We start from the raw sequence: 20548 nt of genomic DNA on the forward strand, positions 1-20548 counted from the left end.
TAGTCCCTCTCCTACCTTGGTAGGAGGCGGCGATACTGGCGCGGTGGATCACTCCCCCGGCATGACCGAGTTTCCCGCCGACGAATCCGGACGGCGCAGCAGCACCGCGTTCGGCCGGGCGATCGTCGCCGACGCCCTGCGCCATGTGGACCCGGCGGCCGCCGCGGCCGCCGAGCGCGAGGCCGACTGGCGGCGCGGCTACCTGCGCCACTTCCGTGCCGTGGTGGAGGCCGGTCTGGCCGCCGACGGTACGGCCGGTTACGAGATCGCCGAGGAGGGCCTGGCCTCGGTGCAGGCCCGCATCCGGTTCCGGCGGGACGACGGCGAGTTCACCCTGGCCCAGGCGCTGATGGCGGCACCGGAACGCCCGATGGAGACCGCCGAGGTGATCGGCTCGGGCCGTCCCGAGCGGGAGGTGGTCCTGCCGTACCGGGGTGAGCTGCTGCGCGGCGACGCCCTGCTACGACAGTTGGACACCTGGGTGGCGGCCGGAGTGATCGAGCAGTCGTGCGCCGAGTCGGTCCGGGAGGTGGCCGGCTCCCCGGACTGGCTCGATCTGCGCGACCAGACGCTGGTGGCGCTCGGCGCGGGCACCGAGATGGGCCCGGTCGGCTCGTGGCTCGGCTGGGGCGGCACGGTCCTCGCCGTCGACCTGCCCCGCCCTCACCTGTGGGAGCGCGTCGAAAAGATCGCCACCGGCGGCGCCGGGCGACTGCTCGCCCCGGCCGTGGGCGACACCCCGGGCGCGGACCTGCTCAGCGACCTGGGCGCGGTGGCGCAGTGGCTGCTCGGCTTCGACGGCCGGCTGATCGTCGGCAACTACGTCTACTCGCCCGGCGCCGCGTACCCTCTGCTCGCCGCGTCCGTCGACGCGCTCGGCACGCACCTGCGGCACCACCGGCCGGACACCGCGCTCGCCTTCCTGGCCACACCCACCGACGTCTACGCGGTCCCGGAGGCGGCCGTCACGCACAGCCGGGAGCGGTACGCCACCCGGTCGCGCCGGGCGAAGCTGACCGCCGCGGTCTCCGGGGGCCGGCTGCTGCGCCCGAACTACCCGTGCGAGGAGGTGCCCGGGCTCAATGACAGCCTGGTCCCCCAGCAGGGCCCGAACTACGCCCTGGCCAAGCGCATCCACCGGTGGCGGGCCACGCTGACCCGCCGCGACGGGGTGGTCAGCTTCGCGGTGGCGCCGCCGACGCGTACCCGGTCGGTGGTCAGCAACCGCCTGCTGGCCGCCGCCTACGCCGGGGCGCACCTCTTCGACGTCGAGATCTTCGAGCCGGCCACCGCGAGCCGGCTGATGGCACTGCTGCTGGTGCACCAGATCCGCAAGCCGCGCGGCGCCGCGCCGGCCGCGTGGCAGGACGAGGCCGTCGCGGCCGCGCCCGGCGGTCTGTGGCACGGCGCGTACCACCCGCGCACCGCGCTCCCCCTGGCCGCGGTCCGCGGCCTGCTGGCCCGATGACGACCGCGGGACTGGTCCTGGCGGCGGGCGCGGGACGGCGGTACGGCATGCCGAAGGCCCTGGTCCGCCGGGGCGACCGGCTGCTCGTCCAGCTCGCGGCCGGTGTCCTCGCCGAGGCCGGCTGCGAGCGGATCGTCACCGTGCTCGGAGCCGCCGCCGACGAGGTCCGGGCCGCCGCCCCGGAGCTGCCGGAGACGGTGTTCAACCCGGACTGGGCGACCGGCATGGCCTCGTCGCTGCGCACCGGCCTGACCGCCCTGGAGGGGGGCGACGCGACCGCGGCAGTGGTCCTGCTGGTCGACATGCCCGGGGTCACCGCCGAGGCGGTCCGCCGGATCATCGCCCACGCGGCGCCCGGCGCCCTGGTCATGGGTGGTTACGGCGATCGGCGCGGGCACCCGGTGCTGCTCGGCCGTGACCACTGGGCGGGCGTCGCGGCGACCGCGACCGGTGACCGGGGGGCCCGCGACTATCTGCGCGCCAACCCGGTTCGGGTGGTCGCGGTGGGCGACGTCGCCGACGACACCGATATGGACTTTCCGTAGCCGTACGGTAACCAAAAATTATGTTTACTGCGCGGGCAACCTTTGCGGCTCACACGCACACTTAATCAGTGGATAGCATTTCTGTGGCCATTTACCGATGCCTTTCCAGCAGGGAAGACTCGCCGGTTAAATTATTAATTAAGCGAGTTGACATAGGTAGCCGAACGGAGCCAGCATTTGGTCGCGCTCCCATTCGGGACGCGCATTCCCCCAGGAAAGGCCTCGCGTGTTCAACAATCTGCGGAAGCGATGGCGTGCCGGTGTAGTGGCGGTCGCCGCGCTCGGCCTCGGACTCGGCGCGGTGGTTTACACCCAGGGCGCTTCGGCCGCCACGTGGCCGTCCGCCACCGGCACCGTCAAGGTCCCCGCGAGCAAGCCGGTCTCCGGCACGCTCGACGGCGGCCTCCAGCGGTACGTCGGCAGCGGCGCGCTCGGCGGCGACTCCCAGGACGAGGGCCAGGACCCGCTGTTCGTGCTGGCCGACGGCGCGACCCTGAAGAACGTCATCATCGGCTCCCCGGCCGCCGACGGCATTCACTGCAAGGGCTCCTGCACCATTCAGAACGTCTGGTGGGAGAACGTCGGCGAGGACGCCGCCACGTTCAAGGGCGGTGCCAACGCGAAATACACGGTCACCGGTGGCGGCGCCAAGGGCGCCGACGACAAGGTGTTGCAGCACAACGGCGGCGGCACCCTCACCGGCAGCAACTTCGCGGTGAGCGACTTCGGCAAGCTGTACCGCTCCTGCGGCAACTGCTCGACCCAGCACAAGCGCTCGGTCGTGCTGAAGAACATCTCCGTCACCGCGCCCGGCTCCAGCCTGGTCGGCATCAACTCCAACTTCGGTGACACCGCGACCTTCTCCGGCATCACCGTCAACGGTGACAGCAAGAAGAAGATCGCCATCTGCGTCACCTTCAAGGGCAACAAGACCGGCGCCGAGCCCACCAAGGTCGCCACCCTGAAGGGCAGCACCGGCGGCGACGGCACCAACTGCAAGTTCACCCCCTCCAATATCACCTATAAGTGACCCGCGCAGCCATCACCCGCAAATGATCCCCGCGGTCATCACCAGGAAATGATCCCCGCTGTGCGTCCCGGCCGGTTTCCCCGAACTGGTCCGAGACCCACCGGCGATCACCCGGCTTGCCCGCCCGGCGCCGAAGCGCTTCCCCGGCGCTTTCCCCCGGCGCCGCGCCGCAAGCCAACCGGTAGAGCGGCCGGGCCTGTTGCCAGACGGGCCCGGCCGCTCGCCGTCCACTCAGATCAAACCCCTCATCCGATACGGCCACCCAAGGTCCCGTGGCAATCCGGCGCGGGTGGCGGCCGCACCGGGCCGCTGCCGCCCTGCGGGCTGCTGCCCACATACCGCCACCCCGCCCCACAGCCGTAGCCCACACACGGAATGGCCGCACCGAAACACACCCCCGCTACGGCCGCGGCAAGGGCTTCGCCGGCGCCTTCAACGGCCATCTCGAAAAGTGGTACCGGCAGCAGGGCATCGTCCGGATCGAGGTCCACGCCAACATCGACGTCGGCGGCTACACCTGGGCCACCCAGGGCTTCCAGTTCGAAGACCAGGAATCCGCCGTAGAGATCCTCGACCGGCTTCGGTTCGTGGTGAGCGTGTTCACCGACCGGATCCAGAGCATGCGCGACGCAGCACAGACCGCGGCCGCCGACCGGGCCCGCACGCTGCGCGACCAGGCCCGGAAACTCGAAGCTCAGATCGCCGAGGCCGAGGATATTCTGGACCGAGCCGACCAATCACGGTTCGGCGACGACGATTATCCGACCTCGTGGGAGATCAGCCAGTGCGGCCGCTCCCACGACATCGGTGTCAGTGATCGGCCGTGGATCGGCAAGGCCTCGATGCTCGGTAGCGACTGGTATGGGGTGAAGTGGCTGTGACCGGTCCGGAGCGGCACCTCTACCTTCCCGACCTGGACCGGCAACCCCCGCAGCGGCCTTCCGCCGATAGGGTCCGCCGGCTGCGCGAGCTGGCCGAGTGGCACGATGAATGGGTCGCGACGTGGGCTGACCGCGCTGGCTTCCAGCCCGCGGGGCGCCCGGCTGACAGCGACTACAACCTGCACCACGTCGACCTGGACGCTCCGCCGGAAGCGCAGGAGGAGTTCTACCGCCGCGCACGCGAAATCATGGGTGGCTAAGTCGTCCTGCCGATCACTGAAGCCACATCAGGGCGGCGATGAGTGGCATGGTTGATAGGTAGAGGGCGACACCCTTTACCTAGCGGGTGGTTTAACTCACTGGTTCAGTAGTAAGTGACGGTCGCATAGTTACCATTAGTGTTTATCGCGAACATGTGGCGACAAGTCCCCCCTACGCGAATTTCATACAAAAGACCATTTTGGGGCCAATTGCTTCCACTTTTTCCTGGCGAGAGCGGGCTGAAATTTACTGACTTACTGGCACCGTCAGCGTTGCGCCAATAGACACTGATCGTCGTTGAGGAGTTGTTTGTTACGAAGAGACTGACTTTTGAAGCGCCGGGTTTGACAACAGAAACCGCGTTGGCGGCGCATGGCAGGAGAGTGACCCCGGAATAATCGACGGGTCCAGGCTGAGCGATGACGTGCGGCGCGGCCTGGGTAGGCGCACCCGGGATCAGTGAGACCGCCAGCCCAACGACAACTGCCATCTCCTTGAAGTTAAGTTTCATAACTTTCTCCAATTTGACCTAGCCGGAATGAGAATTTCGAGTCCCAGGCTACTTGCAGCCGTCGGCACACAATGGCGGTTCACCGATCAAAATTGTTCAGACTATTTAGTAGGACATGGCATAGCCAGCCAACTCACTGCTTGCAGAGGCTGCTTTTCGCCGCTTTGACTATCGCTTTCACAGTCACATCGTTGACCTCGAAGCGTGCCGCGGCGTTCTTCGCGACCTGCGCATCCGTCTTGTCCTGCTCGATGTCCAGGCAGATGTTCTTGCCGTAGTCGAGTGCATCGGCATCCGCGGCAAGTTTCTTGTCGACCTTGGCCAGCGCCTTCAGGTACGCCTTCTCTGCGTCTTCAGAGAACCGCAGACCAGGCTCGATGAACGCCGACGTCGGCGCCGCTGTGGGTGTCGATGCCGCCTTCGCCGGCGCTGTTGGCTCGTTACTGGTACACCCCGCCGGCGCACCCAGCGCCACCACCGCAGCAACCACCCAGATCTGACCCGCTCGCATCGCCGCTCCGTCCCATGTGGAGTAGCCCAGCGAGCACGGTACGGCGTCCCGGCAAGGCCGGGGCAGACATCCCGTCCGCGGCCAAGGGCCGCACGACACATCAGGAGTACCCCGCATGTGCCGCACTGCGCGCCGTACCGCCTTGTCCGGTGTCACCCTCCCGCGCGTCCCGCGCGGGGGCTGGTACCGGGAAGACCCGACCGACAACGGTGTGGGCCGCGGCCCGGGGCACGACAACGGCGGAGGCGACACCGGCAAGGTCGGCGACAACGACTCCACCGACAACAAGACTCCGAAGATCGAGGGTGACTTCGACGCCGACCGCGCGCAGCGCGCCCTCGCGGCCGCCCGTGGGGGTGAGAACAAGGCGAAGGCTGCCAAGAAGGCGGCTGACGACCGCCTCGCCGCGGTCCTCAAGGCTGCCGGGCTCACCCCGGACGGCAAGGAAGACCCGGCGGAACAGCTCAAGGCGGCCGCCGCCGAGCGCGACAAGGCCGCCGAGAAGCTCCGCGACAAGAGCCTGCGTCTGGCCGTGCGGGAGAACGCCGACAAGGCCGGCGTCGACCCCGCTGCGGTCATCGACTCGACGAGCTTTCGCCAGGCGGTCGCCGAGCTCGACGTGGATGCGGCCGACTACGACGACCAGGTCGTCGCCGCGATGAAGAAGGCGCTCAAGACCAACCCGCGGCTCGCTGCCGACTCCTCGCCGCCCAAGGGTGCGGGGAAGCAGGGAGCCGACCACAGCGGGCAGGGCGGTCAGAAGGCCAAGCCGAAGAACCTCACCGAAGCCATCGCCGCCCGACTCGGCGGCTGACACCCGAAGTAGGCACCCATGCCCGTGACCCTGGCCCAGGCCAAACTCAACGCCACCGACGACATCGACGTCCAGGTCATCGACGAGTTCCAGAAGAGCTCGTACCTGCTGGACAAGCTGACCTTCGACGACGTAGTCAACCAGGTCGGCAACGGCGCGACCCTGACCTACGGCTACACCCGGCTCAGCACGCAGGCCACCGCCGCGAACCGCGCGATCAACAGCGAGTACGTGCCGTCCGAGGTTGCCAAGGTCCGCGCGAGCGTGGAACTCAAGCCCCTCGGCGGTAGCTTCCAGATCGACCGCGCCCTCAACGGTGTGGCCGCAGCGGCGGAGACCGCGCTACAGATGTCGCAGAAGATCAAGGCCGCCCGCGCCTTCTTCGCCGACCAGGTCATCAACGCCGACAGCGCGGTCGAGGCGAACGGCTTCGACGGCCTGTCGAAGATGCTGACCGGCACGACGACCGAGTACCTGCCGCTGACCAACGGCATCGCGACCGGCTACATCGACCTCACGACGATCGACACCAAGCAGAAGGCGCTGCAGTTCATGCTGCACGTCAACGCCTGGCTCGGAAAGCTCGACGGCACGCCGGATGCCCTGTTCATGAACTCGCTGGCCAAGGCGTACTTCCTGTTCGTCGCGGCATGGGCCGACATGATCGACAAGAGCACCGACGCCCTGGGCCGCCCGATCGAGCGGTACCGCGGCATCGAACTGGTAGACCTCGGCACCAAGGCCGGCAGCAACATCGACGTCATCGGCACCGTCAGCCGCGACGCCGATGGCGCCGGAGGCGGCGCGGCCGTCACCGGCCTGTCCGACATCTACGCCGCCCGGTTCGGCCTCGACGGATTCCACGGCGTCTCCATGGCCGCCCGTCCACTGGTTCAGCAGTGGACGGGCGGACTTCACCACTTCCGGTGCCGTCAAGACGGGAGAGGTCGAGCTGGGCCCGGTGGCGGCCGTGCTCAAGCGGAGCAAGGCGGCCGGCGTCATGCGGAACCTGAAGGTAGCTGCCTGATGGCCGTCATCAAGGCTCCGAACCGGGACTACAACGGGCAGATCGGTGACGTCGTTTTCGAGGCTGGTGTCGTCGAGACCGACAACACGGCGGTCATCGCGTACTGCCGGGGCGCCGGGTACGAGGTCGACGGCGTCACCGAGAACCCGGCCGCCTTACCGCGCTTCACCGGCGACTCCAGCCGCACCCACCAGCCGCTCGGGACCCCGCTGCGTGATGCCGCGGTCAACCCGGCGCCGGTGGACTTCCTGCCGCCGTGAACGCCGGCCAGGCAGACCCCCGCGGGCCCGACGTGGTCTCGCCGGAGGTCCACGCCGCGCCCGGACCGACCCTGCTGGTGCCGGGACCGGTCCTCGACGACCCGGCCGGCCAGCAGGCGCGCGAGTCTGCGGCTGCCGAGCAGGCGCTGATCGAGCAGCGCCCGATCGGTGAGGTCGTCCAGGCGCTGGCCGAGGACCGGGTGGAGCAACCCGCCGGTAACGCCTCGCAGGAGGCCTGGGCGGACTGGGTGATCGCCACTCATCCCGCGTTGGACCCGGAATTCCTGCGGGCGATGAAGCGGGACGACCTGCGCGAGCAGTACGGCAGCTGATCAGTGTGGCCACCGGTATCACCGGCGGGGACCCGAACAAGTTCGACCGGACGGGCGGCAGCATGACCGGCCCGCTCGTCTTGGCCGACGGTAGTCCAGCCGCCAGCGAGCAATACGTGGACCAGCACGGCGGCGGGGGCGGGGCGGCACGTCCCTGCGGATCGTGGATTCCGGGCCGATCACCACGGGCTCCATCGCCTGCCCATCCAATGCGTTCGTTGCGATCGGTCCGGCACTCGCCGTGCCAACCGCCGCTGGCAACGTCCTGGAACTGACCGTGGAGGCACTCGCCGCACCGGCTGGCGGCGCCATCCTGATCATCGATGCCGCCACGCGCGTGGCCGGGGTCAACGCCACCTGGTGGTCCTCCGGTGGCGCGACGCCGCTCTTTCCCGGCACCCGCCCGCCCTGGTACCTCGACTCCGGCCGATACATCGGATCGGAGTCACCTGTCCGCTACCGGGTCCAGCCCGGTGATGTCGTCACAGGTCAGGTAGCCGTGCACCCCACAGCCACCACACCCCCGCCACCAGCCGTCGCTCACGCAGGCAATAGCGGTGGCGAGCACACCTCGGCTACGGCCACGCCCCGTAGCCACCGCATGCCCGACCGCCTGCCGTCGCTCACACAGGGAATGGCGGTCGCGGAGCGCACGCCGGCTACGGCTGGGGTTGGGGTGGGCGGCGCTGGCGGGTTCACAGGGTCTGGGCTCGGGAGCGGAGGCGGCGGAGCATGCGGGCGTCGGCGAAGCCGACGGCCCGGGCCGCCGACTCGGCCGTCGAACCGTGGCCGAGCAGATATGCGGCGCGTTCCACCCGGAGCAACTGCTGGTAACGCAGCGGCGTTCGCCCGGTCGCGGCGGTGAACAGGCGGGTCAGGGTACGTTCGCTGACGCCCGCGGCGGCGGCCAGGTCGGCCAGGAGCAGGGGGGCGGCGAAGTCGGCGTCGATCCGGTCCTGGACACGGTGCACCACCTCGCTGAGGTGGGCGCGGTGCCGGAGCATCGCGCTGTGCTGGTGCTCGTCGCCGTTGCGGCGGGCGTAGACGACCATCTCGCGGGCCACCCGGGCTGCCGTCGCCGGGCCGTGCCGCTGGGCGACCAGGTGCAGGGCGAGATCGATGCCGCTGGCGATGCCGGCCGAGGTGACCACCCGGTCGTCGCAGACGTAGAGCACGTCGCGGACGACGGTGGCGTGCGTGAACTGCCGGGCCAGCCGGTCCTGGAGGTCGTGGTGGGTGGTGCAGCGCCGGCCGTCGAGCAGGCCGGCCCGGCCCAGCGCGTCCGCGCCGGCGCAGACACTGGCGACGGTGCCGCCGGCGGCGTGGTGTGCGGCCAGCCGGTCGAGCGTCTCCTGGTGGAAGTATCCGTAGCCGTCGCGCCAGCCGGGCACCAGCACCAGGTCCGTGGCGGAGAGTGCCGGCCAGGACAGTTCGGCGCAGAGCGGCACGCCCTGCCAGGTCGGCACCGGCGACGCCTCGGCGACGTACGTCAGCTCGTAGCCCGGCGCGGTGGAGAACACCTGCGCCGGGCCGGCGAGGTCGAGCAGGTGCACCTGCGGCGTCAGGACGAACAGCACCCGGCTCACGATCCGGTCAACCTCCGATGATCTTCACGAGCGGCCCGGCCACCCTCCCACTACCGCGGCGAGCGGGGTCGGTCGTCCGCCGGCTGGCGGCGCGAACGGGCCGGTCAGGCTTCGACGATCTCGGCGACGGTCTTGACGGTGGCGAAGCGGCCGGCCAGCGCGTAGACGGTACGGGCCACCACGTCCTCGGCGGACAGCGTACGGGGGTCGGCCAGCAACTCCTCGACGGTCTGGTCCGCGGGGGCGTCCGGGTGCGGGATCGGGTGGGTGGCGGTGGCGTCGACCGCGAACGTCACGTCGTATCCCAGGTCGGAGGCGACCCGGGCGGTGGTCTCGACGCACTGTTCGGTGCGGAGGCCGCTGACCGTGATCGACCGGACCCCGGCGACGGTGAGCAGGTGCTGCAGGTTGGTGCTGGTGAACGCGTTGTGCACGGTCTTGACCAGGAGCGGTTCGCCGTCGGCGGGCTTGAGCTCGTCGAACACCCGCACGTAGCCGTTCTCCGGGTCGAAGACGCCGCCGGTGCCCGGCTCCGAGTGCACCACCCAGATCACCTGGTCACCGGCGGCGCGGGCGGCGTCGACGAGCCGGGCGACGTTCGTCACGAGGTCGGGGTTGCTGTTGGTGGCCCAGAGCGGGCGGGCGCGGAACGATTCCTGGACGTCGATCACGAGGAGCGCGTGGGTCATGTCCTCATCCAACGCTCCCGGTGAGGCGCGCGGTAGGCACCATCGCGCCTCACCCCGGAACGATCCGGTCACCGGTTACGGCGCCGCTCCCGTTCCGCGGACCGTTCGCGGGCCCGGATCAGCAGCCGCTCCACCTCGGCGGCCGTGTCCGGCCCGGGGTTCACCACGCTCACCCAGCCCTGCACTCCGTATGTCGGGTGCGGCATCAACCGGTCCTCGGCGGCGAAGTCGGCCTTCTCGCTGTGCTCGGCGAACTCCTCGGGACCGTAGCCGAACAGGTCGCGGAACCCGTCCCGCCCGACCTCGATGTTGAGCCGGTGCCGGCCGGGCGAGTTGAGGAGGGACCGCTCGTCGAAGCCGGGCACATCGTGCAGGACGATCGTGGCGAACGGCCGCATCCGGTCCTCGCCGGCGAAGAAGAACCGGTCGCCCCAGGTGTGGGACGGCATGTCGGAGCCCGGATCGATCCGCGTCTCGGTCACGCCGGGCATTCCGCTGATCCGGGCCGCCCAGGCCGCGCCCGGCCCGGACCCGATGTGCAGGACCGCGTCGCACGTCTCGATGGTCGCCGCGTCCATCGGGAAGTGGCCGAGCAGGTCCGCCTCCCGGACCCGCAGGTCACCGTCGCGCGGCGGGGCGAGGATCGCGGTCTCGGCGCCGAGCCTCTCCTCGAACGTGCCGGGCTCGGGCTCGCCCAGGCCGACCGGACGGCTCGCGCCCAGGCTGCCGGCCACGAAGACGTACCGGTCACCGAGCACCGCGGACACGATCGAGCCTGCGCCGTGCCACTCGGCGGTCAGGTCGTCGCCCTTCCAGTGGGACGCCCACCGGCTCGGCCGGCGGCACAGGTGGGAGTTGTGGGCGGACACCAGGACCGGGCCGCGGTCCCGCTCGTGCTCCAGGATGTCGAGCAGGTTCTGGGCCATCAGCGCGTCGCGGGCCTGGAGCAGGTTGCCGATCCGCTCCGACTGGGTGCCGGGGTCGGCCATCACCGCATGATAGGAGAGCAGGCCGATGGCCGTCGTGGCGAGCACCCGGGCCCGATGCCAGGACGCCGTGGAGGTGTCCTGGATCAAACGGGGCGCGTGGCCGTACAAAAGGGTCCTGAAATCCTCGGCGAGGCCGCGAAGCGCGGCAGCCTCCGGTGACCGGCCGGGGGATCGCGTCGCGTCGTACATGATCGCCGGATCGTTCCAGCGGGCGTCGTCGCCGGTGAGTCGGTCCAGATCGGGCGCGGCGACGCCCAGGTATTCGCGCAGTTCGCGCAGGTAGGGGCCGGGGCTCGGGGCGCCGGCGATCTCGGTGGGCGCGTCGAAGCCGTGGAAGGCGACGCGTTCGGCCGGGGGCCGGGTGGCGTTGTGGGCGCGCAGCCAGTCGACCAGTTCGCGGGTGGCCGGATGTTCGCCCCAGCCGTGGCTGACGCCGGTGGCGAGATCGAGGTCGTCGCGGCGGCCCTGGACGTAGTCGTCGACGGCGAGGCCGCCGACCCGGTCCGACTCGATCACGATGGAGCGGAAGCCGTGCCCGGCGAGGGTTTCCAGGATGCGGTTGCGCAGGCGGGGGAACGCGGGCTCGCCGTGGTAGGGCTCGCCCACCGCGAGCAGGTGTGGCCGCCGCGCGGAGATCAGGGACTGGAGCTCGGTGTCAAAAGCCATGACCTCAACCGTATCGTTGAACCAGCGGTTGAAGGTTTTCCTCGGTCTTCCTGGAGGCATTGCTCTGAAGTCTCAAAACGTGGTGTACCGGCCGGTGGACCTGGCGCGGAAGCACGGGCTCTCCGCCCAGGCCGTGCGCAACTACGAGGAGGCCGGGGTGATCCCGCCCGCGGCGCGCACCGCCAGCGGCTACCGGGTCTACACCGACCAGCACGCGACGGCGCTCGGCGCCTACGTGGCGCTTCTTCCGGGGTACGGCTACGCCACCGCCGCCGTGATCATGCGGTCGGTCATCGGCGGCGCCCTGGAGCCGGCGCTCGCCGCGATCGACGCCGCGCACGTGCAGCTTCAACGCGACCGGGAGACCGTGGAGAGCGTCGCCTCGGCCGCCTCGATCCTGGCCGGGGCCGCGCCGGACGGCTTGCCGGAGCAGCCGGTCTCCGTCGGGGTGGTCGCGCACCGGCTCGGCGTCACCCCTGCCACGCTGCGCAAATGGGAGAGGGCCGGCATTCTGGCGCCGTCCCGGTCACGCAACGCACGGGTCTACACCGCCGAGGACGTGCGGGACGCCGAGTTGGCCCATCTGCTGCGCCGGGGCGGGTATCTTCTCGGCCACATCGCGACCGTCCTCGATCAGGTCCGCGCCGCCGGTGGCCCCGGACCGCTCGCCGCCTCGCTGGAGGACTGGCGGGCCCGGCTCACCGCCCGCGGCCGGGCCATGCTGAGCGGGTCCGCACGGCTCGCGGACTATCTGGAGAGGCGGGAGCAGACGTACGCCGCCCCGCCCGAGGGGGTGACGGGCGGGGCGGCGGTCCTCGGCGATCAAGGGAACTCGCGGTAACTACCGGTGTAGTAGTCGCCGACCCTGTCCCTGTACTCCGCCGTCTCGAAGGTCTCCTTGTCGTACTCCGGAGAGTTCTTGATCTGCTCCTTCGTACGGTCGACGTAGACCTTCCGCTCGCTGTGGTCGAACGTCTGCACCGTGCCGGCCGGAAGCAGAACCTTCCGTCCGAAGATCCACGGGCCGGTGTCGACCACCAGGAACGAGCTGCCGACGTCGTAGCTGGCCTTGTCGATCGAGCCGATGTGGCCATCGGTGGCCTCGACCTTGTAGCCGACCAGATCCACGCCGGTCTGCCCGTACTCTTCGGCGGCTTCGGCGGTCACCGGGTCGTTGCCCAGTGCCGTCGGCTCCCGCCAGGTCCACGGAGTGAACGGCGTCGGTTGCATAACGGCCTCCTCGAATCGATGAATGTGCCGTCGTAGAACCTCGTACCCGCTCCCCCGATCCCTACACACGCATTCTCAGCGGACGATGTCGCCCCCGTCGAGAGCGGCCAGCTCAGCCCGGTTCGGCAGGCCCTCACAATCACCCGGAACGGTGACCGCGAACGCGCCCGCGGCGATCGCCGTCCGCAGTCGGCGCCCGGCGTCCGCCCCGGCCAGCCGCTCGGCCAGATAGCCGGCCACGAACGCGTCCCCGGCTCCGACCGTGTCGACGGCCGTCACCTTCAGAGCCGGGACCTCGAACCGCTCGCCGCCGATCAGAGCGACACAGCCCCGTGCCCCGTCCTTGACCACGACCTCGGTGGGGCCGAGCTTGGCCAGCCCGCCCACCGGGTCGTCGGCGTCGGTGAAGAGGGCCGCCTCCTCCGGGCCGGCGAACACCACGTCCGCCCGGCTGACCAGGTCACGCAGCACCGGAGCGGCGTCGGAACGGGACCACAGCTTGCCGCGGTAGTTCACGTCCACCGACACCGGCACCCCGGCCGCGCGGGCCTGTTCGACGACGTGGAAGACGGTCGCGCGGCAGCTGTCGCTCAGGGCCGGGGTGATGCCGGTGACGTGCACGATCCCGGCCGACTCGACCTCGGCGCGCGGCACGTCGGCGGGGACCAGACGGGACCCGGCGCTGCCGGCCCGGTGATAGTCGGCCTGGATGAACTGGCTGGACCGCTGGTAGCGGATCATCAAGCCGGTGTGCGCGTCGTCGGGGACGGCGAGGACCCGTACGCCCGAGGCCCGCAACCGCGCCGCGATGATCGCGCCCGTCGCGTCCGGCCCGAGACGTCCCAGCCAGGTCGCGGAACCGCCGAGGCGGGCGACGCCGATGGCCACGTTGCTCTCCGCGCCGGCGACGCCCAGGGTGAAGCCGCGGGCGTTGTCGAGCGGGCCGATCCCGTCCGCGACGAAGATGCCCATCGACTCGCCGAAGGTGAGGAGCCCGCCGCTCATGATCGGGCGAAGGCGACGGCGTCGACCGCGCGGCGGGCCCGCGCGGCCAGGGCGGTGAGGCTGCCACCGGTAGCGGCGTCGCCGACCAGCGGGCCGCCCAGTCCGACCGCCACCGCCCCGGCGGTCAGCCACTTCGCGATGTCCTCCAGCCCGATGCCGCCGGTCGGCATGATCTTCACGTCCGGCAGCGGGCCACGCAGATCCTTCAGATAGCCGGGGCCGAGCCCGCCGGCCGGGAACAGTTTGATCAGCGGGTGTCCGGCCCGGTGCGCGGCGAAGACCTCGGTGGGGCTGAACGCCCCCGGGTAGAACGGCACCGGCTGCGGGCCGAGACCGCTGACCGGCGAGACGAGGAACGTCGCGCCGGCCTCGACGGCGGCCTTCGCGTCGTCGTCGGTCAGCACGGTGCCGGCGCCGATCACGACGCCGTCGGACAGCTGCCGGCGCAAGCCGGAGATCGCTTCCAGGGCGCCGCGCGAGGTCAGGGTGACCTCCAGGGCGGTGACGCCGGCGGCGACCAGGACGTCGGCCACCGCGGCGAATCCGTCGGCGGTCGGGGCACGGAGTACGGCGACGATCCCGCCGGCGGCGATGGTGGCGGAGACGGGATCGAGGGGAGCGCGTTGATCGGTCACACCTCGATCCTGCCCGATGCAAACGTTTGCAGAAAGACCTCAGGCGCCGCTCAACGTGACTCCTGGCCCGGTTCGCTCAGTTCCGCGGCGCGACGCGGGCGGGCCCGCCCGTTCAGGGACGCCTTCGGTGGCGTGCCGACGATGCCGAGTTCGTCGCGGACCGCCGCCTCCAGTTGCTGCATCACCAGCGGCACCTGGGCGAGCAGCTCCAGGAAATGCGTCTGCGGCCGCACACCGACCACCCCGGCCGGATTCATCTCCCCGTGCAGGCGCTCCAGCTGCAGATGCACGGCCAGAGCCGCGCTGCGGACCGGCCCGGAGGCGAGCAACCGCACCGGCATCAGCGCCGGCCCGACCTGGTCCAGATAGACGATCGGGGGCGGTGGCTTCTCCCCCGCGTCGAAACTCGCCCGCAGCCGGTGAGTGGCGTGCTCGAAAGCGGCCAGCAGCCGGCAATAGGCTTCCTTGCGTTCCTCATACCACTGCCTGTCCCGGCGAGCCCGGTCAAGCAGGTCGTTGTTGCGTGCGGAGACCAGGTACGCCACCACGGCACCGACCAGCGCGAACACGACCGCCACCACGGGCAGTCCCCACCACGGGATCTGAGACACCCGCATACCGTATCGACCCGCGCGGCGTAGCGGTCTGTCAACCACACCCCTGAGCGAGCGTCGCGTCGATGGCCGGGCCGCCTCCACGGTCGCTCCGGCCGACCACTTCGGCCGGGCTCTCCTCGCCGGACACCGGGTGGTGCGCTTGACCTCAACCTTCGTTGAACTTGCAGACTTCCTCGCTATGAGAGCAGCCGTGTTCGACAGCTACGGTCCACCCGAGGTCCTGCGCATCGCCGATCTGCCCGATCCGTCGCCCGGCGAGGGCGAGGTGCTGGTGCGGGTACGCGCGGCCGGTGTCCAGCCGTTCGACGTCGCGGTACGCCGCGGCATGATGCCGTGGGTGCAGGCGGCGTTCCCGCAGCAGCTCGGCCAGGAGTACGCCGGCGTGATCGAGCGGGTCGGCCCGGGCGTCGGCAACCTGCGGGTGGGCGACGCCGTGCTGGGTTCGACCATGCTCAACGCCGCCGCCGAGTTGCTGACCGTGCCGGCGGCGAACGTGGTCGCCAAGCCGGACAGCCTGGACTTCGCCGCCGCGGCGGGCCTGGTCGCGGCGTCACAGACGGCCACCGGCGCCCTGCTCGAACTCGACGTCACCGGCGACGACGTGCTGCTGGTGCACGCGGGTGCCGGCAGCGTCGGCACGGTCGCCGTTCAGGTCGCCCGCCGCGCCGGGACGACCGTGATCGGCACGGCCAGTCCCGGCAATCACGACCGGCTGCGGGCGATGGGCGCGATCGCTGTCCCGTACGGCGCTGATCTGGTCGAAGCCGTGCTGGCCACCGGCCTGAAGCCGACGGTGGCGCTGGACGCCGCCGGCGGCGAGGCGATCGCCCAGTCGCTCGCGCTGGGTGTCGCGCCGGACCGGGTCGGCACGATCGTCGATGACGAGGCCGCCGCGAAGCTGGGCACCCGGGTGGTCCGTGCGGGCCGTTCCCCGGCCCGGCTGGCCGAGGTGGTCGCCCTGGCCGCCGCGGGTGAGCTGGTGCTGCCGGTGCTGACGTTCCCGCTGGAGGCGGTGGCCGAGGCGCACGCGGCGGTGGAGTCGCGGCACGCCCGCGGCAAGGTGGTCCTGACGGTCAGCGAGTGATCCACACCTGGAGCCCGTCGAGCAGCCGGGCCAGGCCGAACTCGAACAGGACGTCCATGTCGAACTCGAAGCCTTCGTCCAGGTGAATCAGCTGCTCGTAGTGCGGCGCCGGGTTCTGGGCGGCGAACCGTTCGAAGACGGAGCTCTGCCGTCGCATCCACTCGTCGTCGGTGAGCCCGGTGTCGCGCACCGCCTGTGCCTCCGGTTCGAGCGCGGTGGCCACGCCACGGATGAACGTGAAGAGCATCACGTGCGCCAGCATCCGGTCGGTGACGCCGAGCCCGGTCGGATGCAGCGCACCCATGATCCACTCGCCGAGCCGCAGCGCGTTGGGTGCCAATTGCGGCCGGGTCAGCGACATCGACGGCCCGAGCCACGGGTGCCGCTGGCAGACCGCCCACAGGGCGCGGGCGCAGGTGTCCAGATCGGCCCGCCAGTCGCCGCTGTACCGGGCGGGCACCCGCAGTTCGCCGAGCGCCGCGTCGATCATGGCGAGGATCAGGTCGTCGCGGCTCGGCACGTGCCGGTAGAGGGACATGGTCGCCACGTTCAGGCCGGTCGCGATCCGGCGCATGGAGAGTTCGGCGAGGCCGTCGCGGTCGGCGATGGCGATCGCCTCGGCGACGACGCGATCACGGCTGAGGTCGGTGTCCCTCGGGGGCGCGGGCCCGGCCACGACCGTGCCGACGCCGGGCCGGGCGACGGTCAGGCCGGCCTCTCGCAGGGCGGCGTGGGCCTTGGTGGCGGTGGCGACGGCGACGCCCCAGTCCCGGGTGATGGCACGGGCCGACGGCACCCGGTCACCGGGGCGCAGGGAGCCGTCCTCGATGCGCCGCCGGATGTCCGCGACGATCCGCTGATAGGGCGCGTCCACGGTAGTACACCTGCTTTCCGTACTAGTGCGGTTACCTGATTTTCGCGCACGAACCTAGCCTCTAGTACATCGATGTACAGAGTACGCAGAGGAGCGGGGACATGCGCGTGTTGATCTCCGGTGCCGGCATCGCCGGGCCGGCTCTGGCGTTCTGGCTGCACCGGGCGGGAGCCTCGGTGACCGTGGTGGAGCGGACGGCGGCTCCACGGCCCGGCGGGCACGCGGTGGACGTGCGCGGCGTGGCCCGTACCGTCGTCGAGCGGATGGGCCTGCGCGAACGGATCCGGGAGCACCAGGTCGACGAGCGCGGTCTCGCCATCGTGGACGCCGCCGGCCGGCGGCTCGCCGAGATGCCGGCCGACGCGTTCGGCGGCGAGGGCGCCGTCGCCGAGATCGAGATCGCCCGCGGCGACCTGGCCCGGATCCTGCTGGACGCCACCGCCGGCGTCGACTACCGCTTCGGTGACCGGATCACCGGCATCGACGGCGCGGAGGTGACCTTCGCGAGCGGCGGCCGGGAACGGTACGACGTGATCGTCGGCGCCGACGGCGTCCACTCGGCCACCCGGCGGATGGTGTTCGGCCCGGACCAGCGGTTCGTCCGTTATCTCGGGGGCTACACCTCGTACTTCACCATGCCCGACCCGGGCGGCCTGGACCATTGGCTGCTGATGTACAACGCCCCCGGCGGGTTGGGGGCCTATCTGCGGCCGGAGAACGGCGGCACCGTGAAGGCGTCGCTGTCGTTCCTGCACCCGGAGCCCGCGTTCGACCGCGTCCCCCGAGCCGAGGCCGAGCGCCTGCTCACCGAGAGGCTCCAGGGCGGCGGGTGGCGGATCCCGGAGATGCTCGCCGCGATGCCGGAGGCTCCCGACTTCTACTTCGACTCACTCAACCAGGTGCGGGTGGACCGCTGGTGGCGGGATCGGGTGGTGCTGCTCGGCGACGCCGGATGGTGCGGGTCGCCGCTGGCCGGCCTGGGCAGCAGCATGAGCCTCGTCGGCGCCTACGTGCTGGCCGGTGAGCTCGCCGGGGCCACCGATCCGTCGCACGCCTTCGCGGCCTACCAGCGGGAGATGGCCGACTACGTGGCCGGTGGGCTGGAACTGCCGCCGGGCGGGATGCGGCTGGCCGCGCCGCGGAGCCGGGCGATGATCCGGCTCCGCGCGTTCTCGATGCGCATGATGACCCGCTGGCCGTCGAAGCAGCTCGCGGCCAAGCAGTTCGGCAAGGCCGAGGCGATCACGCTGCGCGACTACCCGTCGCCGGCTCAGCGCAGGTAGACCAGCCCGTCCAGGACTACCGACGGCCGGCCCGTGGTGCCTTCGACCTGTGCCCGGACGGTGTGCGTGCCGCTGCTGCGCCACGTCCGCGTCCAGACCGCCTGCCGGTAGGCCGACGACGCCGACCGGAGATCCACGATGCCCTGGAACTCACCGTCCACATAGATCCGCACCCGCCCGGATCCGGCCGTCCGGCCGGCCACGAGCGCGGCCGAACTGCCGGTGAAGGTCCAGGTGAGCGACGCTCCGGCGGCCGAGGCGGCGACCGCCTCCGCGCCCAGATGCTCCTGGTCACGCACCGCCCGCCAGCTTCCGGTCCGCGGCGCCTCCGCCTCGGTCAGGAGCACGGGGGTACGGGTGACCGCATCGCTGGCCGAGTTCCCGGCCCGGTCGGTGGCCGTGACGGCCCAGGTCGCCGGGTCACCGAGCCGGGCCGTCGCGGTCAGTGCCCGGGTGGCGCCGGGCAGGTTTCCGGTGTCCGCCCCGCGCACGCGTACCGACGTCAGCCCGGACGTGTCGGAGGCCGCCCAGCCGATCCGTACCGGCGCGGTGGCCCCGACCGTCCCCTCCCGCAGCGAGACCAGGGGTGTCTCGCTGAAGGACGGGGCCACCGGGTCGGCGATCACCTGCGTGGTGGTGCTGGCGATCTTCCCGGAGAGGTGCACGCCCCGCACGGTGACGGTGTGTGTGCCGGGCTCCAGCCGGATCCCCGCCTGCCGGTGCCCGTTGCGCGCCGCCGCGGAGAGGCGGCCGTCCACCCACACCTCGAAGCGGTCCATCATCCGGGTCGCCGTGGTCAGGTCCCAGGCCGGCCCGGCCGGCCCTTTGGTGTAGTACTTCCCGCCGTGCTCGGTGGCGCCGTTCACCCCCCGGTACCGCAGCCCGGCCGGCGCCGCCCCGGCGACACCGCGGATCCAGGGGAGCTGGCTGTAGAGGGAATTGCCGGGGCACTCGGTACGCCCGGTGTCGCGGTGCCCCGAGATCCGGTGGAGGATCGCGGTCTGCCCGGCCGGGTACCGGTCGCTGCCGCCGGAGACCAGACCCACCTTGCCCAGCGGCGGATTGTTCCAGGCCCCGAGTTTGTACGCGGCGAGCTGCGCCACCGAGGCCCGCGCCGCCGCCGGGACCGCGGTGGACCGGAAGTCGCCGATCACCGCGATGGCCGTGGCGTTCGCGTTGAATCCCAGGGTGTGCGCGCCGAGCACGGACCGGTGCACGCCGCCCGCGCGCCCCTCGAAGATCCGCCCGCACTTGTCGACCAGGAAGTTGTAGCCGATGTCGTTCCAGCCCTTGCTCTTGACCTGGTAGTTCTCGATGCCCCGCACGATGCTCGGGGACTGGGCGCAGTCGTAGGAGTTGCCGCTCGCCGTGTGGTGCACGAAGGCGACGTGCACGGCCCCGGTGTATTCCGGCGGCTCCTCCACGATCGACTCGTCGGCGCCCCAGCCGGCCCGTGTCACCATCCGTGGCACCGGCCGCAGCGGCAGCACCAGGCCGGGCGTCTTCGCCTCCGTCCGCGCCGCCGGCTTCTGAGCGGCCGGCTTCTGAACGGCCGGCTTCTGAACGGCCGGCTTCTGAACGGCCGGCTTCTGGATCGCCATGAGCCGATAGGCGGAGCCGCTCCGCGGCGCGTCCGGATTGATCAGGTCCACCCGGAGCCCGTCCGGCAGTTCGGCTGCACCGGCGGCGACGACCCGGGCCTGCACCCCGTCGGACGGCCCCACCCAGAGCGGGTCACTGGCGCCGCGCACACCCGGCCCACCGGCGGAGGCGTCCGGGTTGTCGGTCTCCAGTGGCTGCCACGGTGCCCACGTCCCGGTGTCGAGGCGCCGGGTCCGCACCTCGATGGCGGCGGACGGCCCGGATCGCGGGTCGGCCCAGGTGACACCGACCAGGCTGAACGGATCCGTCACCCGCTGGGCGAGCTCGGCGGTCCGCGGCCGGCCGGCGGTGCGCGCCGAGACCAGGCGCATCCGGCCCGTCGCCTCCGGGGACCGCTCGGTCAGGGCGAAGGTCTGCAGGACCGGACCGGTCCGGCCGGCCGGTGCCGTGGTGACGGGCGGCTGGACCGCGGCTCCGCCGGCGATCGCCACGGCCACCGCCGGGGTGGCGGCGACCAGGGCTGCGACGAGACGTGCGGTGAGCCGGTTGCGGCGCATGTGAACTCCCCCGGCCCCCGGCGGAAGGGATCATTTCGGGATGCGCCGGGACCAAGGAACACCATGCCGGGAACTACTGGGGCAGGTGGGA

General features: G+C 71.2%; 22 protein-coding genes. 11 read left to right on the top strand and 11 right to left on the bottom strand.

The features are described 5' to 3' along the window. The first annotated feature begins 43 nt into the window (after positions 1-43). From QLQ12_RS21690 to QLQ12_RS21710, 5 genes are all read left to right on the top strand, one after another. Entirely contained in the window at positions 44-1468 is a 1425-nt protein-coding gene (locus QLQ12_RS21690) for a hypothetical protein (RefSeq protein ID WP_282762101.1), read from the top strand. Then, positions 1465-2013 (top strand): nucleotidyltransferase family protein, encoded by a 549-nt coding sequence (locus QLQ12_RS21695; RefSeq protein ID WP_282762102.1) that lies wholly within the window; start codon positions 1465-1467, stop codon positions 2011-2013. The genes QLQ12_RS21690 and QLQ12_RS21695 overlap by 4 nt, the downstream gene beginning before the upstream one ends. 226 nt (positions 2014-2239) lie before the next feature. Further along, positions 2240-3043, top strand: coding sequence for a pectate lyase (locus tag QLQ12_RS21700; RefSeq protein WP_282762103.1), 804 nt, complete (start codon positions 2240-2242; stop codon positions 3041-3043). Between the two features lie 272 nt (positions 3044-3315). After that, positions 3316-3924, top strand: coding sequence for a hypothetical protein (locus QLQ12_RS21705; RefSeq protein WP_282762104.1), 609 nt, complete (start codon positions 3316-3318; stop codon positions 3922-3924). Next, positions 3921-4184, top strand: coding sequence for a hypothetical protein (locus tag QLQ12_RS21710; protein ID WP_282762105.1), 264 nt, complete (start codon positions 3921-3923; stop codon positions 4182-4184). The genes QLQ12_RS21705 and QLQ12_RS21710 overlap by 4 nt, the downstream gene beginning before the upstream one ends. A 104-nt stretch (positions 4185-4288) precedes the next feature. On the opposite strand, the gene QLQ12_RS21715 is transcribed toward QLQ12_RS21710, so the two are convergent. Beyond that, positions 4289-4696, bottom strand: coding sequence for a hypothetical protein (locus tag QLQ12_RS21715; protein WP_282762106.1), 408 nt, complete (start codon positions 4694-4696; stop codon positions 4289-4291). Positions 4697-4829: 133 nt separating this feature from the next. After that, entirely contained in the window at positions 4830-5207 is a 378-nt protein-coding gene (locus tag QLQ12_RS21720; RefSeq protein ID WP_282762107.1) for a DUF732 domain-containing protein, read from the bottom strand. A gap of 115 nt (positions 5208-5322) precedes the next feature. Here QLQ12_RS21720 and QLQ12_RS21725 point away from each other — a divergent pair, with 115 nt between their 5' ends. From QLQ12_RS21725 to QLQ12_RS21735, 3 genes are read left to right on the top strand one after another with little or no spacing between them, the layout of a single operon-like run. After that, positions 5323-6021: a hypothetical protein gene (locus QLQ12_RS21725; RefSeq protein ID WP_282762108.1), complete on the top strand. Its 699-nt coding sequence runs from the start codon at positions 5323-5325 to the stop codon at positions 6019-6021. Positions 6022-6039: 18 nt separating this feature from the next. Continuing rightward, entirely contained in the window at positions 6040-7308 is a 1269-nt protein-coding gene (locus tag QLQ12_RS21730) for a major capsid protein (protein ID WP_282762110.1), read from the top strand. Then, entirely contained in the window at positions 7305-7640 is a 336-nt protein-coding gene (locus QLQ12_RS21735) for a hypothetical protein (protein ID WP_282762111.1), read from the top strand. Before QLQ12_RS21730 ends, QLQ12_RS21735 begins: the two co-directional genes overlap by 4 nt. A gap of 695 nt (positions 7641-8335) precedes the next feature. On the opposite strand, the gene QLQ12_RS21740 is transcribed toward QLQ12_RS21735, so the two are convergent. From QLQ12_RS21740 to QLQ12_RS21750, 3 genes are all read right to left on the bottom strand, one after another. Further along, entirely contained in the window at positions 8336-9226 is an 891-nt protein-coding gene (locus QLQ12_RS21740) for a GlxA family transcriptional regulator (RefSeq protein WP_282762112.1), read from the bottom strand. A 104-nt stretch (positions 9227-9330) separates the two neighbouring features. Continuing rightward, positions 9331-9915: an isochorismatase family protein gene (locus tag QLQ12_RS21745; protein WP_282762113.1), complete on the bottom strand. Its 585-nt coding sequence runs from the start codon at positions 9913-9915 to the stop codon at positions 9331-9333. 68 nt (positions 9916-9983) lie between these two features. Then, complete coding sequence (locus QLQ12_RS21750) at positions 9984-11570, bottom strand: DUF6194 family protein (protein ID WP_282762114.1); 1587 nt, start codon at positions 11568-11570, stop codon at positions 9984-9986. 82 nt (positions 11571-11652) lie between these two features. Between QLQ12_RS21750 and QLQ12_RS21755 the strand changes: the two genes are divergently transcribed. Continuing rightward, positions 11653-12411 (top strand): MerR family transcriptional regulator, encoded by a 759-nt coding sequence (locus QLQ12_RS21755; RefSeq protein ID WP_282762286.1) that lies wholly within the window; start codon positions 11653-11655, stop codon positions 12409-12411. Here the strand turns inward: QLQ12_RS21755 and QLQ12_RS21760 are convergent. The 4 genes from QLQ12_RS21760 to QLQ12_RS21775 form a co-directional block, all read right to left on the bottom strand. After that, positions 12393-12800 carry a PRC-barrel domain-containing protein gene (locus tag QLQ12_RS21760; RefSeq protein ID WP_282762115.1) on the bottom strand — a complete coding sequence of 136 codons (408 nt, stop codon included), beginning with the start codon at positions 12798-12800 and terminating at the stop codon, positions 12393-12395. The two genes, QLQ12_RS21755 and QLQ12_RS21760, sit on opposite strands and share 19 nt — an antisense overlap. A 75-nt stretch (positions 12801-12875) precedes the next feature. Then, positions 12876-13805: a sugar kinase gene (locus QLQ12_RS21765; RefSeq protein ID WP_282762116.1), complete on the bottom strand. Its 930-nt coding sequence runs from the start codon at positions 13803-13805 to the stop codon at positions 12876-12878. After that, on the bottom strand, positions 13802-14440 hold the full coding sequence (locus tag QLQ12_RS21770; RefSeq protein ID WP_282762117.1) for a bifunctional 4-hydroxy-2-oxoglutarate aldolase/2-dehydro-3-deoxy-phosphogluconate aldolase: 639 nt from the start codon (positions 14438-14440) through the stop codon (positions 13802-13804). The genes QLQ12_RS21765 and QLQ12_RS21770 overlap by 4 nt, the downstream gene beginning before the upstream one ends. A gap of 50 nt (positions 14441-14490) precedes the next feature. Further along, on the bottom strand, positions 14491-15057 hold the full coding sequence (locus QLQ12_RS21775; RefSeq protein ID WP_282762118.1) for a hypothetical protein: 567 nt from the start codon (positions 15055-15057) through the stop codon (positions 14491-14493). Positions 15058-15235: 178 nt separating this feature from the next. Here QLQ12_RS21775 and QLQ12_RS21780 point away from each other — a divergent pair, with 178 nt between their 5' ends. Next, positions 15236-16141: an NADP-dependent oxidoreductase gene (locus QLQ12_RS21780; RefSeq protein WP_282762119.1), complete on the top strand. Its 906-nt coding sequence runs from the start codon at positions 15236-15238 to the stop codon at positions 16139-16141. On the opposite strand, the gene QLQ12_RS21785 is transcribed toward QLQ12_RS21780, so the two are convergent. Next, positions 16131-17015, bottom strand: a complete 885-nt coding sequence (locus QLQ12_RS21785) for a TetR/AcrR family transcriptional regulator C-terminal domain-containing protein (RefSeq protein WP_282762120.1) — start codon at positions 17013-17015, stop codon at positions 16131-16133. The genes QLQ12_RS21780 and QLQ12_RS21785 overlap by 11 nt on opposite strands. 101 nt (positions 17016-17116) lie before the next feature. Here QLQ12_RS21785 and QLQ12_RS21790 point away from each other — a divergent pair, with 101 nt between their 5' ends. Continuing rightward, on the top strand, positions 17117-18298 hold the full coding sequence (locus QLQ12_RS21790; protein ID WP_282762121.1) for an FAD-dependent monooxygenase: 1182 nt from the start codon (positions 17117-17119) through the stop codon (positions 18296-18298). Here the strand turns inward: QLQ12_RS21790 and QLQ12_RS21795 are convergent. Next, a complete protein-coding gene (locus tag QLQ12_RS21795; RefSeq protein WP_282762122.1) occupies positions 18286-20457 on the bottom strand; it encodes a peptidoglycan recognition protein family protein in 2172 nt (723 codons plus the stop codon). The two genes, QLQ12_RS21790 and QLQ12_RS21795, sit on opposite strands and share 13 nt — an antisense overlap. Positions 20458-20548: the final 91 nt, after the last annotated feature.

Origin of the sequence: Actinoplanes sandaracinus (assembly GCF_030009775.1) — a bacterium.
Lineage (GTDB): Bacteria > Actinomycetota > Actinomycetes > Mycobacteriales > Micromonosporaceae > Actinoplanes > Actinoplanes sandaracinus.

Coding starts and splice junctions, on each gene's coding strand:
- QLQ12_RS21795 (WP_282762122.1), bottom strand. CDS start 20,457: ATGCGCCGCAACCGGCTCACCGCACGTCTCGTCGCAGCCCTGGTCGCC.
- QLQ12_RS21780 (WP_282762119.1), top strand. CDS start 15,236: ATGAGAGCAGCCGTGTTCGACAGCTACGGTCCACCCGAGGTCCTGCGC.
- QLQ12_RS21790 (WP_282762121.1), top strand. CDS start 17,117: ATGCGCGTGTTGATCTCCGGTGCCGGCATCGCCGGGCCGGCTCTGGCG.
- QLQ12_RS21760 (WP_282762115.1), bottom strand. CDS start 12,800: ATGCAACCGACGCCGTTCACTCCGTGGACCTGGCGGGAGCCGACGGCA.
- QLQ12_RS21730 (WP_282762110.1), top strand. CDS start 6,040: ATGCCCGTGACCCTGGCCCAGGCCAAACTCAACGCCACCGACGACATC.
- QLQ12_RS21695 (WP_282762102.1), top strand. CDS start 1,465: ATGACGACCGCGGGACTGGTCCTGGCGGCGGGCGCGGGACGGCGGTAC.
- QLQ12_RS21765 (WP_282762116.1), bottom strand. CDS start 13,805: ATGAGCGGCGGGCTCCTCACCTTCGGCGAGTCGATGGGCATCTTCGTC.
- QLQ12_RS21775 (WP_282762118.1), bottom strand. CDS start 15,057: ATGCGGGTGTCTCAGATCCCGTGGTGGGGACTGCCCGTGGTGGCGGTC.
- QLQ12_RS21720 (WP_282762107.1), bottom strand. CDS start 5,207: ATGCGAGCGGGTCAGATCTGGGTGGTTGCTGCGGTGGTGGCGCTGGGT.
- QLQ12_RS21750 (WP_282762114.1), bottom strand. CDS start 11,570: ATGGCTTTTGACACCGAGCTCCAGTCCCTGATCTCCGCGCGGCGGCCA.
- QLQ12_RS21745 (WP_282762113.1), bottom strand. CDS start 9,915: ATGACCCACGCGCTCCTCGTGATCGACGTCCAGGAATCGTTCCGCGCC.
- QLQ12_RS21715 (WP_282762106.1), bottom strand. CDS start 4,696: ATGAAACTTAACTTCAAGGAGATGGCAGTTGTCGTTGGGCTGGCGGTC.
- QLQ12_RS21725 (WP_282762108.1), top strand. CDS start 5,323: ATGTGCCGCACTGCGCGCCGTACCGCCTTGTCCGGTGTCACCCTCCCG.